Below are 17,082 nucleotides of genomic sequence, written 5' to 3'. Positions count from 1 at the left end.
TGAAGGATTACAGCGACAGCTGTCCGAACGCGCCCTGCCAGTCTTCTTCAAACTTTTCGACCGCAGCCTGAACCGCAGGCGCACTGACAAACTGCTCCGCCACATCCACCGGCAACGTGATCGACTGACACCCGGCCAGCAGGCAAGCCAGCGCCTGACGCGGCGTTTTAAAACTGGCGGCCAGCACTTTTGCGTGCGGGGCATGCAGCGTCAGTAATTGCTGCAACTCAGTGACCATCGCAATACCGTCACCACCCTGAGCATCCAGCCGGTTCACATAGGGCGCGACGTATTCCGCCCCCGCCAGGGCCGAAAGCAGCCCCTGCCCTGCGCCATACACCGCAGTGCCCAGCATCGGAATTTTACGAGTGCGCAGAATTTTCATCGCCGCCAGCCCTTCGGCGGTGACCGGCACTTTGACGACCAATCCCGGTACGCGGGAATGCAGTAATTCCGCCTCTTCTACCATCTGTTCAGCCTGAGTGGCCAGAACCTGTGCAAACAATTTCCCTTCGCCGCCCAGCGCATCGCGCAGTGCCGGTAATACTTCCCATAATGAGGTACGTGCTTTCGCCACAATGCTCGGATTAGTGGTTACGCCCTGCAACGGTAAAATCCGCGATAAGCGTTTAACCGCGCTGATATCAGCGGTATCCAGATAGAGTTCCATGCCATCTCCTGTCAGAGTTCAAGCTCTTGTTTCAGTAGCGCTTCAATCTGCGCCGCTGTCGTTGAATGCATCAGCGCATCACGGAAACTGTCATGCATGATCCGGCGCGCCAGCTTAGAGAAAATCCGCATATGTTGGTCACCGGCGGCATGTTTGTTGAGTGTCAGCATGATGACAAACTGCGCCTCCTCATCGCCCCACTGCACCGGCTCCTGTAACTTCGCCACGCTGATGGTGGATTGTTCGATATGTTCAGATTTGGTATGCGGAATGGCGAAACCGAAGCCGAGACCGGTGGAAAACACCGCTTCGCGCGCCCAGACGTCGGCGGCGAGTTTACGCGGATACCGGCAGCGCCCGGCGAGCATCAGATTATCGACCATGCCTTTGATGACTTCTTCTTTGCTGCGCCAGTCCGTATTCAGCGCCACACATTCCGCAGTGATCAGCGGGGCGTCGTTCACCGCCATGCGGAACTGCGCCAGCAGGTGTTCAACTTCCAGCGACGTACGGCACTGCATCGCGCGGTTGAGCAGCAGGCGGCATTCGCGACTGTCGAGTTTTGAAAGCCGCGCTTTGGTGACCGGAATCGACGGTGCGCTCATACTGATTTCATCCAATCCTAGCCCGACGAGCAGCGGCAGCACTGAGCCTTTCGCACCCAGTTCTCCGCACAGCCCAATCCATTTTCCGTGGCGATGTACTTCGCGCACCACGTGGTCGAGCCCGCGCAGGAACGCCGGATTCAGACTGTTGTAATGGCGGGTCACTTTGGCGTTGTCGCGGTCGACCGCCAAGAGATATTGTGTGAGATCGTTACTGCCGATGCTAAAGAAATCAATCTCTTCGCAGCACTGATCGATGATGAACATCACCGAAGGCACTTCCAGCATGATCCCCAACTGAATTTTTTCATCGAACGGGATCTGCTCGCTGCGCAGTGATTCTTTGGCTTCAGCCAGACGATCTTTGATCCATAAAATCTCTTCCATCGAGGAGATCATCGGGATCATAATTTTCAGCGTTCCGTGTGCCGACGCGCGCAGGATCGAACGCAGCTGGGTGAGGAACAGCGGCAGAAACTCCTGATAAATACGAACTGCGCGATACCCGAGGAACGGATTATTCTCAGCAGGAATATTCAGATAATGAACCGGCTTATCACCACCGATATCCATCGTCCGCACGATAATGGTTTTACCTTTCGCCGATTCTGTCGCCTGACAGTAAATGTTGTACAACTCATCTTCCGAAGGCGCGCTGACGCGATCCATATACAGCATTTCTGTACGGAACAGGCCCACCGCTTCCGCACCGTTGCCGAACGCGGCGCTGGCTTCGACTGAATGTGCAATGTTCGCGGCCACTTCAAGTCGCACGCCGTCGGCGGTATAGCCTGGCTTATCAAGATATTCACTTTGCTGCTGGCGCAATGCCTGATGGACGGCCTGCTCCTGACGGTAATAACGGCGCACCGGCTCCGTCAGCGCACAGGCAACCAGCCCAAGATCACCATCGATCTGCACGTCCTGCCGCAGATATGCCTCCAAGGGCAAAGGATCGACTCCCACCAGTGTAGGAATATTGAACGATCGCGCTAAAATGACGGTGTGGGACGTGCTGCCGCCGCTGCCGAGCAGTAAACCTTTGAGATGCTTTTTATCGAGCTCGAGAAACTGGCTGGGCGTTAATTCATCCGCCAGGCAAATACTGGCTTCACTGAGGGTTTGTTGGGATGCAAATCTCGCGTCACCATAAATATGCTGCAACAACTGAAAACTGACATCACGAATATCCAGTTCACGTTCGCGCAGATAGGCACTGGAGGATTGTGCGAGTTGCGCGCTGAAATATGCGGCGGTTTCCACAATGCTCTGCGCGCAGCTTTTTCCTTCCATTACATGGCTTAGCAACGCGTCACGCAGGCTGTTATCGCGCAGCAAAGAACGATGTGCTTCGAGCACAGCGGTAATGGTGCCGCTGCCCTCCATTAGTTGTAATTCAATAGATTTTTCGAGCTGTGCCAGCCCGCCTGAAAGCAGGCTTTGCTCTTTATCCTTGCCCTGCGAAGCAGGCAGATCAGTCAGCGCCGCCAGATTCACGTTGGAGAGAGTAATGAGTTTGCCCAGCGCACAGCCTTCGCTAACGGAGCGGGCGCGGTAAATAACCGGGGCAAGGTGAGCTAAGGATTCAGGGAGAGGTTCGCGTTCCGCGGTTTCATCGTGTTCAGGAAGTGCCTCATCGCACAGCGGAAACTGATGTTCGATGAAGTGGGTCAGCGCTGCCAGCGCCGCATTTTCATCGGCACCGTCCACCGTCACATGGCATTCATCGCCGAGCAGAATATCTGCTCCAATCAACGACAGGACGCTTTTGCCGTCCGCAACGCGGTCTGTACGCGCGTTATGCCACTGAAACGTCGCGTTAAATCCGTTACATAACGTTTCGATATGGCTCGCCGGACGGGCATGAACCCCATTTACCAATACGCAGGTGAAGCTCAACTTCTTGGTCATTTCTGAATCCTCATCCCAGATGCCGGTGAAAATTACCGGCTCTTGCAGAATAAGAGCCAGAGGCTCGCGCTGGCTACCAGACAAAAATGACAAACACTGGATAAATGTAATGTCTGCTGTTTTTTGCGAGACAGCTCACACTGTACAGTGGTCGAGAAACCGCCCGTTATATCGGGTTATTTGAAGCTGCTCGCATTTTCGAACGAACATTACAAAAGTCCAGTAAAACACAAATTTGTCCACTATTAGCGCCTTGCCCCTCAGCCTATTGTTGTCATCGATACCCTTTCAGTATCTGCGCTTTTTCCCGTTACGAAGCCCGGATATTTGCGATCGTTATGCCCGACACCGGAAGCTCCTGGAGCCAATCATGAAAGACTTGCTCAATATTCTAAAAAATACCCGCCAGCACCTGATGACTGGCGTCTCTCACATGATCCCTTTTGTGGTCGCGGGCGGCATTTTGCTGGCCATCTCTGTCATGCTTTACGGTAAAGGTGCGGTGCCGGATGCCTTAACCGATCCCAATCTGAAAAAGCTGTTTGATATCGGCGTCGCCGGTCTGACCCTGATGGTGCCTTTTCTGGCGGCCTACATCGGTTACTCCATCGCTGACCGCTCCGCACTGGCCCCTGCGGCCATAGGTGCCTGGGTGGGTGCTTCCTTTGGTGCGGGATTTTTCGGCGCGATCATCGCCGGTTTGCTGGGGGGCATTATCGTTTTCTATCTCAAAAAGATCCCGGTTCCGAAGATCCTGCGCTCTGTAATGCCGATCTTCGTGATCCCGATTGTCGGCACCTTGCTGACGGCAGGGATCATGATGTGGGGGCTCGGCGAACCCGTCGGGCTGCTGACTTCCTCGCTCACCCACTGGCTGCAAGGGATGCAACAGGGCAGCATCGTCGTACTCGCCATCATTATGGGTCTGATGCTGGCGTTCGACATGGGTGGGCCAGTCAATAAGGTTGCTTACGCCTTTATGCTGATCTGCGTCGCGCAGGGCGTGTATACCGTCGTCGCCATAGCCGCAGTTGCCATCGCCACGCCACCGCTCGGCGTCGGTTTCGCCACCCTGATTGGTCGCAAGTTTTACTCCATAGAAGAACGTGAAGCGGGCAAAGCGGCCATGTTAATGGGTTGCGTTGGCATCACTGAGGGCGCGATCCCGTTCGCCGCTGCTGATCCACTGCGCGTTATTCCTTCCATCATGATCGGTTCTGCCTGTGCGGCGGTCACCGCCGCGTTACTCGGCGCAGAATGTTATGCGGGCTGGGGCGGACTTATCGTGCTGCCGGTCGTTCAGGGCAAATTTGCTTATATCGGCGCGCTGCTGGTGGGCATGATCGTCACCGCGCTATGTCTCAACCTGCTGAAATATCTGGCCGCCAAAAAACAATCCACAAAAAACCATCAGGAATCTGATCTGGATTTGGACTTTGAAATTAACTGACACCAGGGAAAACATTATGACCAAGATTATTGCTGTCACCGCCTGCCCGTCCGGCGTTGCCCATACCTACATGGCTGCTGAAGCCATTGAACATGCAGCGAAAGCCAAAGGCTGGGAATGCAAAGTGGAGACACAGGGCTCCATCGGTCTGGAAAATGAACTGACGGCAGAAGACGTGGCCGCCGCAGATATTGTGATTCTGACTAAGGACATCGGCATCAAATTTGAAGAACGCTTTAAAGGCAAAGTGACGGTTCGTGTCGGTATCAGCGATGCAGTAAAACGCGCCGACGCCATCATGGAAAAGATCGCCGCACACCTCAGCAAAGCTGCTGTCACGGATTGAGTTTAAGGAGAACAGGATGACTTCTCGCATCGAACGTCTGAAAACCGCGCTTTTCGCCAGCCCGCGTGAAATCTCGCTGGAACGCGCCCTGCTGTATACCGCAAGCCATCGAAAGACGGAGGGCGAACCGACGCTTCTGCGCCGCGCAAAGGCCACGGCGTACATTCTGGATCACGTTGAGATTACCCTGCGTAAGGACGAATTGATTGCCGGTAATCGTACGGTTAAACCGCGTGCGGGGATTGTCTCTCCTGAAATGGATCCCTACTGGCTACTGAAAGAACTGGATACTTTCTCAACCCGTCCGCAGGACCGTTTCACGATTTCCGATGAGGACAAACAATTTTACCGCGAGCAGCTTTTCCCTTACTGGGAATCGCGTTCGATGAAAGATTTCATTAACTGCCAGATGCCGGAAGAAGTCACCGACGCCACCAAAACGCAGATTTTCAGCATCAACCAGACCGATAAAGGTCAGGGGCACATCATTATTGATTATCCGCGCCTGCTGAACACCGGTCTGGATAACTTAGTGGCCGAGTTGCAACAGCACGTTTTACAAGATCCGGATAATGCTTTTTATCAGGCGGCGCTGATCCTGTTGCAGGCAGCGCAGCGACATATTCTTCGCTACGCCGCGCTGGCGACGCTGATGGCGGACGAATGCGAAGATCCACAAAGACAGCAGGAACTCGAGAGAATCGCCAGTATTTCACTGCATATCTCAGCCAGTAAGCCACAGGATTTCTATCAGGCCTGCCAGTTGTTCTGGTATATGAATATCATTTTGCAGTACGAATCCAACGCCAGTTCGCTCTCGCTTGGGCGCTTTGATCAGTACATGCTGCCGTTCTATCAGCATTCCCTGTCACATGGGGAATCACCGGCGTTCCTCAAAGAACTGCTGGAGAGTCTGTGGGTGAAGTGCAACGACATCGTTCTGCTGCGCTCCACTTCCAGCGCCCGCTATTTTGCCGGATTCCCCACCGGTTATACCATTTTGCTCGGCGGTCTGACTGAAACCGGGCGCAGCGCCGTCAACGTGCTTTCATTCCTGTGCCTGGATGCCTACCAGAGCATCTGCCTGCCACAGCCCAATCTCGGCGTGCGGGTAAATGAACTCATCGACCGCTCGTTCCTGCTGAAAACCGCCGAAACCATCCGTCTCGGCACCGGTATTCCTCAAATCTTTAATGATGAAGTGGTGGTGCCCGCGTTCCTAAACCGTGGCGTACGGCTTGAAGATGCGCGAGATTACGCCGTCGTCGGCTGCGTGGAACTGTCGATTCCAGGGAAAACCTACGGGCTGCACGATATCGCGATGTTTAACCTGCTGAAAGTCATGGAGTTAACACTGCATGAAAATGAAGGTAATCCGGCGATCACCTATGCGGTGCTGGTAGAGAAAATCCGTCAAAAAATCAGTCACTACGTCAAACTGATGGCGCAGGGCAGCAATATCTGCGATATCGGCCACCGCGACTGGGCGCCGGTTCCGCTGCTCTCTTCGTTTATCGAAGGCTGTCTGGAGAGCGGCAAAGACATCACCGCAGGCGGTGCGCGCTATAACTTCTCCGGCGTTCAGGGGATTGGCATCGCGAATCTTTCCGACTCCCTTCATGCGCTGAAAGGAATAGTGTTTGATCAACAGCGAATGACGTTTGATGAGTTACTGGCATCGCTGAAAGAAAATTTTGCAAGCGAACAAGGCCGCGCCATCCGCGCTCGTCTGATTAATCACTTCGAAAAATACGGCAACGATGTCGACGAAGTTGATCTCATCAGCGCCGATTTGCTGCGTTATTACTGTAAAGAAGTCGAGCAATACCGCAATCCGCGCGGCGGGCAGTTCACACCGGGCTCGTATACGGTTTCAGCTCACGTGCCGTTAGGCTCGGTGGTCGGCGCAACGCCGGATGGCCGCTTTGCGGGTGAACAGCTGGCCGACGGCGGGCTTTCCCCGATGCTGGGGCAAGATCATGAAGGGCCGACAGCTGTACTGAAATCAGTCAGCAAACTCGATAACACGCTGCTTTCCAACGGTACGTTGTTGAATGTGAAATTCACGCCGTCGACGCTGGAAGGCCAGCAGGGGCTTAACAAGCTGGCAGATTTCCTCGGCGCTTTTACACGTCTGAAATTGCAACATGTGCAATTCAACGTGGTCAATGCTGAGCAACTGCGCGAAGCGCAAAAGCGTCCGCAGGATTTCGCAGGTCTGGTCGTCAGGGTGGCGGGCTACAGCGCGTTCTTTGTCGAACTGTCAAAGGAGATTCAGGATGACATTATCGGCCGTACCGCGCACCAGCTCTGACCTGCGCATCTCCGTCGTCATGAAACCGACCGTCGCAGAGAGCGCCCTGCGCGGGCGAATTTTCAACATTCAGCGGTTTTCGCTCAATGATGGCCAGGGTATTCGTACCCTGGTTTTCTTCAAAGGATGCCCGCACCGCTGCCCGTGGTGTGCCAATCCGGAATCCATGTCACCGCGCATTCAGACCATCAAACGGCTGACGAAATGCCTGAACTGCCGGACATGCTTGCAAGATCCGGACGAATGCCCGAGCGGTGCGATGGAATACCTTGGCGAAGACATTACGCTGCCAGAACTGATGAAACGTCTGTTGAAGGACGAAGTGTTTTTCCGCTCATCGGGCGGTGGCGTCACGCTTTCCGGCGGTGAAGTGCTGATGCAACATAATTTTGCAGGCGCGTTATTGCAGGAGCTACAGGCGCTTGGCATTCATACTGCGATCGAAACGGCAGGTGATGCACCGCTGGATCACCTATTTGCGCTGACCGATCGCTGCGATCAGGTTTTATATGATTTAAAAATAATGGATCCGTCGCTGGCACGTTCTGTCCTCAACATGAATCAGCCACGGGTGCTTGAAAATTTCAGCGCGCTTTCCCAACGCGGCGTTAGGCTGCTTCCTCGTTTACCACTGATCCCCGGTTACACACTGATGCCCGAAAACATGCAGCAGATCCTGGATTTTCTTAAACCCTTCCACTTAAATGAAATCCATCTGTTACCCTTCCACAAGTACGGTGAAGCCAAGTATCCGCTGCTCGGAAAAACCTACTCCATGCACAAAACACCAGTGCCGGATGCAGAAACCATTGCGCCTTATCGTACACTGGCGGAAAGCTACGGATATCGGGTCGTGGTGGGCGGTTAGCGGATTAAAAATCGGATCAACGATTTCCGACAAAGGGGAACAACAATGTCATTGAAATTGGTTGCCGTCACCGCGTGCATCAGCGGTGTGGCACATACGTACATGGCAGCAGAGCGTCTGGAAAAGCTCAGTGCGCAGGAAAAATGGCAAGTGAAAGTGGAAACACAGGGTGCACTGGGCATCGAAAACTCGCTTTCAGAAAGCGAAATTGCGCAGGCCGATATTGTCCTTTTAGTCACCGAGATCCAGCTGGAAAACCGCGAGCGCTTTGCCCACAGCCGCTGCGTTCAGACGGGTATGCATACGTTTTTGCGCACACCGGAAAAAGTCATGGCCGCCGTGAAGAAAATCGCGACCTCACCGCAGGGCACACAGATCATTTTGCCGTAGCGTAGTGACTACTCTACCTGTTCAAACTGGCTGCGGTATTGCCGACGGTATTCTGAAGGGGAGCGCTCAGTGCTCTTCTTAAACTGGCGACAAAAATAGTTGCTGTCGATAAAACCGCAGGCATGAGCGACTTCCTTCACCTTCATGTCGTAGCCTTTAAGCAGGCTTTTCGCCTGTTCCAGCCGCACATAATTCAGATATTCATTTAGCCCGACCCCGCCGCTTTTCTGGAACAAGTGCGACAGATAATTCGGTGAAATATAAAATATCTGGGCGACAGAATCGCGAGTCAGCGGTTCACGATAATGTTCATCAATATGCTGACGGATTGCCGTGAACAACGCCTGACTGCGCGATGCGGTTTGAACCGAAGAGCTGAACAGATCCAGCGCATGACTCAGCAGTCCTTTCACTAAAAACCGTGCCGTTTGCTGATCGCTACTGTGCCACGCCAGTTCATTCAGTGCCTGTAACATAAATGCACCGACACGCGGTCCACGCCTGCCGATATTGCCCTTTTCACTCGCATCAAACCCTGCACCATCCCAGTGAAGCAGGCTGAATCCAAGCTGCTGCTTGCCAAATAAAATACTCAGCGTGCGCACCGGATTTTTCCACTGCGGATTGTTCCAGCCTTTCGCCGGAACAAACAATACATCGCCCGCCTGCATTCGCGTCGCCTGATTTTTGCCCCGCTCATCTTCCCATTCCATTATCTGCTCACCGTCCAGGATCAGCTCCAGACGAGGAAAATCCACCTGATATGCCAGCGCAGGCACCGGATGCTGAGCACCGGCGAAATACACATGGCGGATGCCTGCGGAGTCATCAAGTACAGGAGATAAAACAGAAAAAAGTGGATGTGTCATGGTCCGGCTACCTGTCAGCACAATCTGTCTATGATAACTAACCTTGGCCGAAGGCAGAAAGGGAACGCGCAGATTTGCGAGAAATGATGGGGGAAACGGCCCACTGGCCAGCGCGGGTGCCGGGCACAGTGAGCCGGAAAGACGTTTATGCCTGCGGCGGCTGGCCGTTAGATGCGCTCAGGCCACCGTCCACTGGCAGATTCACACCGGTGACGAATCGCGCGTCGTGGCTGGCAAGGAACGCGATGACATCCGCAATTTCTTCCGGCTCTGCGCCGCGACCGAGCGGGATGCGTTCGGCGAATTTATCCAACAGCGGCTGGTTGTCTTTGATCCCCGCAGCCATCTCAGTGAAAGTCAGAGACGGGCAAACTGCGTTAACGCGCACACCGTCCTTTCCGTGATCCATCGCAATTGAGCGGGTAAAGTTGGTCACGCCGCCTTTGGCTGCGTTGTAAAAGCTCATTCCCCAGTCGCCTCCCATACCGGATACGGAAGAAATATTGACGATATTACCTTTGCTCTTAATCAACGCTGGCATAAAGAAGCGCGTGCAATAGAAAACGCCGCTCAGGTCGATCGCCATGATTTTTTGCCAGTCGTCGAGGCTGGCTTCAGTGACTTTACCCTGCACCACCACGCCTGCACCGTTCACCAGCACATCTACCCGGCCGAATTTATCTTCGATCACTGCCGCCATACGCTCAACGTCCTGCGCCGAAGACACATCCGCCAGATGAATATAATATTGCGTGCTGCTCAGCGTACTGGCGACTTTCTCGAGCTTTTCTTTGGTTCGCCCGACCAGCACGACAACCGCGCCCTCTTTGGCAAAACGTCGGGCGCAAGCAGCGCCCATACCTGAACCTGCGCCGGTAACGACAACCACTTTGTCTGTAAATCGGTTCATGTTCTCTCCTTGTCTTAATGAATTGAACCCTGCATTAAGCCTAGTGGAGAAAGCCGGGCTTTGTAGAAAGCGGCACGTCAAAAACCCTTAAATCACGCGCCAGCCTCCGTATGCCACGGGCTGAAAGAGTCGTAACAAAATACGAATGATCGATAAAAAAAGGGCTCCGGGTATACAGCCCCGGAGCCCAACGTGTCGGTTATTCACCGACACACTTCCACCAACGTACTCTTTACTCACATCCGGTCAGATTTTCTCTGCACGCAGACGCTTAGCTGCTTTCACCATGTTTTCCAACGACTCGCGGGTTTCCGGCCAGCCACGGGTTTTCAGCCCACAGTCCGGATTCACCCACAGGCGCTCTGCCGGAATGCTGTCAGCGGCTTTACGCAACAGGTTTTCGATCCACTCCACGCTCGGCACGTTCGGCGAGTGAATGTCGTAAACACCCGGTCCGATTTCGTTCGGGTAATCGAATTCTTTAAAGGTTTCTATCAACTCCATATCAGAACGCGAGGTTTCGATAGTGATCACATCTGCGTCCAGCGCAGCAATCGAATCCATGATGTCGTTGAATTCGCAATAACACATGTGGGTGTGGATCTGCGTGTCATCTTTGGCAATCGCCGCGTTCAGTTTGAACGCATCTACCGCCCAACGCAGGTACGCGTTCCATTCAGACCTGCGCAGCGGCAAGCCTTCGCGCAGTGCAGGTTCATCGATCTGAATGATACCGATACCGGCTTTTTCCAGATCTTCGACTTCGTCACGCAGCGCCAGACCAATTTGCTTAGCAATGGTTTCGCGGCTGACGTCTTCACGTGGAAAGGACCAGCAAAGGATGGTGATCGGGCCGGTGAGCATGCCTTTGACCGGTTTTTCGGTCAGCGACTGTGCGTACTTCGCCCATTCAACGGTGATCGCTTCCGGACGACTGACGTCGCCAATGATGACCGGCGGTTTCACACAGCGGGAACCGTAGCTCTGTACCCAGCCGTTTTGCGTAAACACAAAACCGTCCAGATGCTCGCCGAAGTACTCGACCATGTCGTTACGTTCCGCTTCGCCGTGAACAAGTACGTCAATGCCCAGACGTTCCTGTTCTTTGATGGCTTGTTTGATGTGTTCGCTGATACCAGTACGGTATTTGGCGTTATCCAGACGGCCCTGTTTGAAGTCCAGACGCAGACCGCGAATTTCCGTAGTTTGCGGGAATGAGCCGATGGTCGTGGTCGGCCATGCAGGCAAGTTGAAACGGGCACGCTGCGCTTTGGCGCGCTGGGTGTATACGTTTGGACGCTCGATATCGGCGGTCGTGATAGCCGCCACGCGTTTATCGACGGCGTCATTGTTCACGCGGGTCGATTCACGGCGGGCGCGGATTGGCGCGCTGTATTCCGCCAGTTTCTGTTGTGCTTCTGCGGTCGGATTGTTCAGCGCAGATGTCAGCAGTGACAACTCGGCACATTTTTGCAGTGCAAACGCGAACCAGCTTTTCACTTCATCATCCAGACGGCTTTCAACACTTAAATCAATCGGGCTGTGCAGCAATGAACAGGAGCTGCCGATCCACACATTACGGCCTTCAACCAGCGGCTTCAGGCGGTCGAACCAGGTGCTCAGATCTGCACGCCAGACGTTACGCCCGTTGATCACGCCCAGAGAAATCAGCCACTCTTCTGGCAGTTTACTGATGACGGCTTGCAAATCATCGCGACCGGCGACTGCATCAATGTGCAGCCCCTGAACCGGCAGCTGACGGATGGTGTCGAGATTGTGCCCGACGCTGTCGAAATAGGTGGTCAGCAGCAGTTTGGTTTTGCTCTGTTCCAGCGAGGTATAAGCCGGTTTGTACGCATCCAGCCATTCCTGCGGCAGTTCCAGCACCAGCGCAGGTTCATCAATCTGTACCCACTCGATACCGCGTTTCGCCAGTTCGGCCAGAACTTGCTGGTAAACCGGCAGAATGTCATTAATCAGTGTCAGACGGTCGAACTGTTCGCCTTTCACTTTGCCGAGCCACAGATATGTCAGCGGGCCGAGCAGAACCGGTTTCACTTTGTGGCCAAGCGCCAGGGCTTCGTCCACTTCTTCCAGCAGCTGTGTCCAGGTCAGTTTGAACTGCTGACCTTTCACAAACTCCGGCACCATATAGTGATAGTTGGTGTTAAACCATTTCGTCATTTCCGCAGCGGCAGCCGGTTTACCGGTCGGTGCACGGCCACGGCCAAGGCGGAATAAGGTATCGAGATCGACAGACCCGTCAGTATTCAGGTGACGTGCAGGCACGTTACCCAGCAGCAGGCTGGTGGTCAGTACGTGATCGTACCAGGCAAAATCACCGACAGGCAGCAGATCCACGCCCGCTTCGGCCTGTTGTTTCCAGTGACGGGCGCGCAGTTCGCGGCCGGTTGCCAGCAGTTCTTCCTGAGTGGAATTACCTGCCCAGTAGCTTTCTTGCGCTTTTTTAAGTTCACGACGCAGACCAACGCGTGGAAAACCCAGTGTGTGATTCAGTATCGTCATCTTTTTAATTCCTGTTTAGCCGTCCAGATGTTTACACATCCATAATCCGCAGGTACTGTATATTCCACAAGCGCAAATTATTCATGTCACAGTGAAGGACTCTCATGATCGAACTGAAACACCTGCGAACGTTGCAAGCACTGCGCAACACCGGGTCACTGGCCGCTGCCGCCTCGCAGCTTCATCAGACACAATCGGCCCTGTCTCACCAGTTCAGTGACCTGGAGCAACGGCTGGGTTTCAGATTATTTGTGCGAAAAAGCCAGCCGCTGCGGTTTACACCGCAGGGCGAAATCATGCTTAATCTGGCTGAACAGGTATTGCCGCAAATCCAGCAGGCGTTACAGGCGTGTAATGAGCCGCATCAGACCTCACTGCGCATCGCTATCGAATGCCACAGCTGTATTCAGTGGCTGACGCCCGCGCTGGACAACTTCCATCAGAACTGGCCGCAGGTACTGATGGATTTCAAATCCGGTGTGACGTTTGACCCGCAACCGGCGCTGCAGCAAGGCGAGCTGGACATTGTGTTAACGTCCGATATCCTGCCGCGCAGCGGTTTGCACTATTCGCCAATGTTTGATTTTGAAGTCCGTCTGGTGCTGGCACCGGATCATCCGCTGGCGGCCAAAGCCATCATCACGCCGGAAGATCTGAGCAGCGAAACGCTGATGATTTATCCGGTGCAACGTCAGCGTCTGGATATCTGGCGGCATTTCCTGCAACCGGCAGGCATCAGCCCGTCACTGAAAAGCGTCGATAACACGTTGTTATTGATACAGATGGTGTCGGCGAGAATGGGCATTGCGGCGCTGCCACACTGGGTAGTGGAGAGTTTTGAGCGCCAGGGTCTGGTGGTGACTAAAACCCTGGGCGATGGCTTATGGAGCCGACTGTACGCCGCCGTGCGTGATGGCGAGCAGCGTCAGCCGGTCACGGAAGCGTTTATTCGTTCAGCGCGCCAGCACGCGTGCGATCATCTGCCGTTTGTCCGCGACGCGGCACGACCCAACGTCGGTGTACCCACAGTGAGGACATAATCACCGCCGCGCCCAGAATAAAGCTCGGCCAGTGTGGCTGCTGTTGCCAGATAGCCAGATTAACCAACAGCCCGGCCGGGACGTGAAAGTTGTTCATAATCCCAAGCGTTCCGGCATCCACCTGCGTCGCGCCATAGTTCCACATGAAGTATCCCAGCCCCGACGCCCCCACGCCTAACCACACCAGAATTCCCCATTGCAACTCTGTGGTCGGTAATTTTTGCGGATTACCCCACAGGAACCACGCGACCACGGCGCACATCAGCGCCCCGATGTAGAACCAGGAAAAGGCCGTATGCTGCGGCACCGGACGGGTTTCCATCAGACGTTTGTATCCCACCTGCCCGATGGCAAAACAGATATTGGCCGCCTGCACCAGCAACAGCCCGATAATGAAATGCTCGCTGATGTGGTCGTAACGAATAATCGCCGCACCCGCCACCGCCAGCAGTGCGCTGAGTGCATAGCCAATACGGATTTTGCGTCCGCTGATCAGGTCATAAATCAGCGTCACGTAAAGTGGCGTCATCACGGTAAACAGCAGGAATTCCGGCACCGACAGGTACAGATACGCTTCGAAGCTGATGAGATACATGATCCCAAGCTGCATCGCGCCCACCGCCATGTACAGCAAGATGGTGGTAAGCGCATAGCCTTTCCAGCGCAGGAACGGCAGGAATACCAGCGCCGCCAACCCTAAACGGACTAACACGGCGAAAACGCTGTCGACCTGACCGGCGAGATAAACGCCGATCAGGCTGAAGGAAAAGGCCCACAAAATGGTGGTGATAATAAGTAAAGGCACGGCAGTTGAGCCCTAAAATGGAAGAGATGCACGATTGTAGCGGAATGAGAAACGCCGCGACGCGCGAAGGTGGTTTACATCTGGTTAATTATGGGACAAACGAGAGCCGCGCCACGCTTTGAGGGAAACGTGCCTTCAAATGCCGCGCTCGTGGGTGTGATGGCATACACTTAACAGATGACTGAAAATGGAGGATGAACCGATGAAACGCTTATATGCAATGATCGCCGCACTGCCGTTGCTGCTGGCCGTTCACGCTGCCGGTGCCGCTGAGAAGGTGCCCAATCCAAACGATCCGCTGCTGACCAATCCGTCGCAACAGCGCATGCAACAACAACAGCAGAACAACCAGCAAATGCAGAAACGTCAGCAGGAGCAGGATCTGCGTAGTAACCAGCAACAACAGCAACTCAAGCTGCGTTCGCAAATCCAGAGCAATCAGCAACGGTTGCAGATCCAGCAGAATAATCAGACGCTGAATCAGAAATTGAATCAGACGCCGTAATTTTTATCAGGCGTGGTGTCTTCCATGCCTGATTACATATGTTGCCGCCACGTTTTATTCGAAATCTGGCCCGATCACATCAATCTTATCGGTACAGATACAATCCACACCCCAGCGCAGAAGTTCGCGGGCGCGTTCGGGGTTGTTTACCGTGTACACCAAAATATGCAGGCCGGTGGCTTTGATCGCGTGTACGCGCTCTTCATTCAGGAGTTTGTGATTGAGGTGCAAAGACACGCATTCCAGTTCGTCGGTCAGCGCTTTCCAGTTTTCGTGCCATTCATCGATAAGTAATCCGCGCGGCAGCTCAGGGGCGGCTTTTTTCGCGGCGACCAGCGCGTCGAATTCAAAAGAGGAGAGCAGCGGCGGGACGCCCTGGTCCTTCCAAAGTTCACGCGCAGCAAGCGCGATGTCAGTACCCGTTTTTTCATTCAGACCGGTGGTCGGTTTAATTTCGATGTTCACCATCATGTGATGGCGCGCACAGCGTTCAGCCACCTGCGCCAGCAGCGGCAATTTTTCACCTTTAAACGCGGCGCTGTACCAGTCTCCGGCGTCGAGCTGCTGAAGCTTTTCCCACGGCTGCTCGCCCGCCACGCCCCAGCCATTACTGGTGCGGTTGAGGGTATCATCGTGCAGCAGGAATATTTCCCCACCCTGTGCCAGTTTGGCATCAAATTCGATCATTGTATGACCGTGCTTCGCACCCACATCGATGGCGGCCAGCGTGTTTTCCGGTGCCAGTGCGCCGCCGCCGCGGTGCGCCACAATGCGAGGATAAGGCCAGGCTTTCATGTTCATTCCATCCGTAATCCGCTGTGTGTATCGAAAAAGTGTAACGCTTTCACCGGGAAAACCAAGCGTAATAGCGAACCCGCCGTCGGGAACACTTCATGCGATAAGCGCACCACGACGCCGCTGCCCGCCAGTTTACCGTGCGCCAGATTGTCCGCGCCCAGCAGCTCCAGCGTGTTGAGGACCATCGGAATGCCGGTTAGCGGATCCTCTGTCAGTTGAATATGTTCCGGGCGAATGCCCACGGTAAGCTCGCGGCCGCCCCATTCCGGGCGAGGTACCGGCAGCGGTAACTCGAATCCATCTTCCATCACCAGAGACGTACCGTCCGAGGTGAGCTGGCCGGGCAGTAAATTCATCGCCGGTGAACCGATAAAACTGGCGACGAACAGGCTTGCCGGGCGGCGATAGACTTCCGACGGCGTGCCGATTTGCTCGGCGATGCCTTTGTTCATTACGATCACCCGCTCGGCCAACGTCATGGCTTCGACCTGATCGTGCGTCACATACAAACTGGTCGTACGCAGGCGACGGTGCAATTGTTGCAGTTCAAGACGCATCTGTACGCGCAGTTTGGCATCAAGGTTAGACAGCGGCTCGTCGAACAAGAACACCGCCGGTTCGCGCACAATAGCGCGCCCCATGGCCACGCGCTGACGCTGGCCGCCTGAAAGTTCGCGTGGTTTGCGTTTCAGTAACGGGCCGAGCTCCAGAATACGCGCTGCTTCTTCGACGCGGGCGAGGATCTGCGCTTTGCCGAAGCCGCGGATTTTCAGTCCATAGGCCATGTTGTCGAACACAGTCATATGCGGATATAGCGCATAGTTCTGGAATACCATCGCGATGCCGCGATCTTTCGGTTCCAGCTCGGTGACGCGCTGGTCGTTGATGTAGATATCGCCGGAGGTGGTGCGTTCCAGCCCTGCAACCATGCGCAGCAGCGTGGATTTTCCACAGCCGGAAGGCCCGACCATCACGATAAATTCACCGTCAGCGACGTCCAGATCGATACTCTGGATAATCTGGTTTTTGCCGTCGTAAGACTTGGTCACTGCCTGTAATTTCAAATTTGCCATTT

General features: G+C 54.5%; 15 protein-coding genes. 7 read left to right on the top strand and 8 right to left on the bottom strand.

The features are described 5' to 3' along the window. Positions 1-7: 7 nt before the first annotated feature. Both fsa and ptsP read right to left on the bottom strand, forming a co-directional pair. Positions 8-670 (bottom strand): fructose-6-phosphate aldolase, encoded by a 663-nt coding sequence (gene fsa, locus GE278_01405; protein QLK59515.1) that lies wholly within the window; start codon positions 668-670, stop codon positions 8-10. Between the two features lie 11 nt (positions 671-681). Continuing rightward, entirely contained in the window at positions 682-3,186 is a 2,505-nt protein-coding gene (gene ptsP / locus GE278_01400; protein QLK59514.1) for a phosphoenolpyruvate--protein phosphotransferase, read from the bottom strand. Between the two features lie 370 nt (positions 3,187-3,556). Between ptsP and GE278_01395 the strand changes: the two genes are divergently transcribed. From GE278_01395 to GE278_01375, 5 genes are read left to right on the top strand one after another with little or no spacing between them, the layout of a single operon-like run. Further along, on the top strand, positions 3,557-4,636 hold the full coding sequence (locus GE278_01395) for a PTS fructose transporter subunit EIIC (GenBank protein ID QLK59513.1): 1,080 nt from the start codon (positions 3,557-3,559) through the stop codon (positions 4,634-4,636). A gap of 16 nt (positions 4,637-4,652) precedes the next feature. Beyond that, positions 4,653-4,982 (top strand): PTS fructose-like transporter subunit IIB, encoded by a 330-nt coding sequence (locus GE278_01390; protein ID QLK59512.1) that lies wholly within the window; start codon positions 4,653-4,655, stop codon positions 4,980-4,982. A 16-nt stretch (positions 4,983-4,998) separates the two neighbouring features. Next, on the top strand, positions 4,999-7,296 hold the full coding sequence (locus tag GE278_01385) for a formate C-acetyltransferase (GenBank protein QLK59511.1): 2,298 nt from the start codon (positions 4,999-5,001) through the stop codon (positions 7,294-7,296). After that, positions 7,262-8,164 (top strand): [formate-C-acetyltransferase]-activating enzyme, encoded by a 903-nt coding sequence (locus GE278_01380; protein ID QLK59510.1) that lies wholly within the window; start codon positions 7,262-7,264, stop codon positions 8,162-8,164. Before GE278_01385 ends, GE278_01380 begins: the two co-directional genes overlap by 35 nt. 45 nt (positions 8,165-8,209) lie before the next feature. After that, entirely contained in the window at positions 8,210-8,554 is a 345-nt protein-coding gene (locus GE278_01375; protein QLK59509.1) for a PTS fructose-like transporter subunit IIB, read from the top strand. Positions 8,555-8,562: 8 nt separating this feature from the next. Here the strand turns inward: GE278_01375 and GE278_01370 are convergent, their stop codons facing one another. The 3 genes from GE278_01370 to metE all read right to left on the bottom strand — a co-directional run bounded on the left by GE278_01370 (position 8,563) and on the right by metE (position 12,859). After that, on the bottom strand, positions 8,563-9,423 hold the full coding sequence (locus GE278_01370) for a helix-turn-helix domain-containing protein (protein QLK59508.1): 861 nt from the start codon (positions 9,421-9,423) through the stop codon (positions 8,563-8,565). A 145-nt stretch (positions 9,424-9,568) separates the two neighbouring features. Continuing rightward, on the bottom strand, positions 9,569-10,333 hold the full coding sequence (locus GE278_01365; GenBank protein ID QLK59507.1) for an SDR family oxidoreductase: 765 nt from the start codon (positions 10,331-10,333) through the stop codon (positions 9,569-9,571). 246 nt (positions 10,334-10,579) lie between these two features. Beyond that, positions 10,580-12,859 carry a 5-methyltetrahydropteroyltriglutamate--homocysteine S-methyltransferase gene (gene metE, locus GE278_01360; protein QLK59506.1) on the bottom strand — a complete coding sequence of 760 codons (2,280 nt, stop codon included), beginning with the start codon at positions 12,857-12,859 and terminating at the stop codon, positions 10,580-10,582. Positions 12,860-12,963: 104 nt separating this feature from the next. Here metE and metR point away from each other — a divergent pair, with 104 nt between their 5' ends. Next, the gene (gene metR / locus GE278_01355) at positions 12,964-13,899 is read left to right on the top strand and encodes an HTH-type transcriptional regulator MetR (GenBank protein QLK59505.1); all 936 of its coding nucleotides are present in this window, start codon (positions 12,964-12,966) and stop codon (positions 13,897-13,899) included. Here metR and GE278_01350 read toward each other — a convergent pair. After that, positions 13,805-14,704 carry an EamA family transporter gene (locus tag GE278_01350; protein ID QLK59504.1) on the bottom strand — a complete coding sequence of 300 codons (900 nt, stop codon included), beginning with the start codon at positions 14,702-14,704 and terminating at the stop codon, positions 13,805-13,807. The two genes, metR and GE278_01350, sit on opposite strands and share 95 nt — an antisense overlap. A 202-nt stretch (positions 14,705-14,906) precedes the next feature. On the opposite strand from GE278_01350, the gene GE278_01345 reads away from it, so the two are divergent. Then, entirely contained in the window at positions 14,907-15,209 is a 303-nt protein-coding gene (locus GE278_01345) for a DUF2756 domain-containing protein (protein ID QLK59503.1), read from the top strand. 54 nt (positions 15,210-15,263) lie between these two features. On the opposite strand, the gene ugpQ is transcribed toward GE278_01345, so the two are convergent. Both ugpQ and ugpC read right to left on the bottom strand, forming a co-directional pair. After that, complete coding sequence (ugpQ, locus tag GE278_01340) at positions 15,264-16,004, bottom strand: glycerophosphodiester phosphodiesterase (protein ID QLK59502.1); 741 nt, start codon at positions 16,002-16,004, stop codon at positions 15,264-15,266. A 2-nt stretch (positions 16,005-16,006) separates the two neighbouring features. Continuing rightward, a complete protein-coding gene (ugpC, locus tag GE278_01335; protein QLK59501.1) occupies positions 16,007-17,080 on the bottom strand; it encodes a sn-glycerol-3-phosphate ABC transporter ATP-binding protein UgpC in 1,074 nt (357 codons plus the stop codon). Between the last annotated feature and the right edge of the window lie 2 nt (positions 17,081-17,082).

The organism is Enterobacteriaceae bacterium Kacie_13, from assembly GCA_013457415.1.
Taxonomy (GTDB): domain Bacteria; phylum Pseudomonadota; class Gammaproteobacteria; order Enterobacterales; family Enterobacteriaceae; genus Rahnella.
Note: the sequence above shows the minus strand (reverse complement) of the source record. Positions and strands in the feature narration are given on the sequence as shown.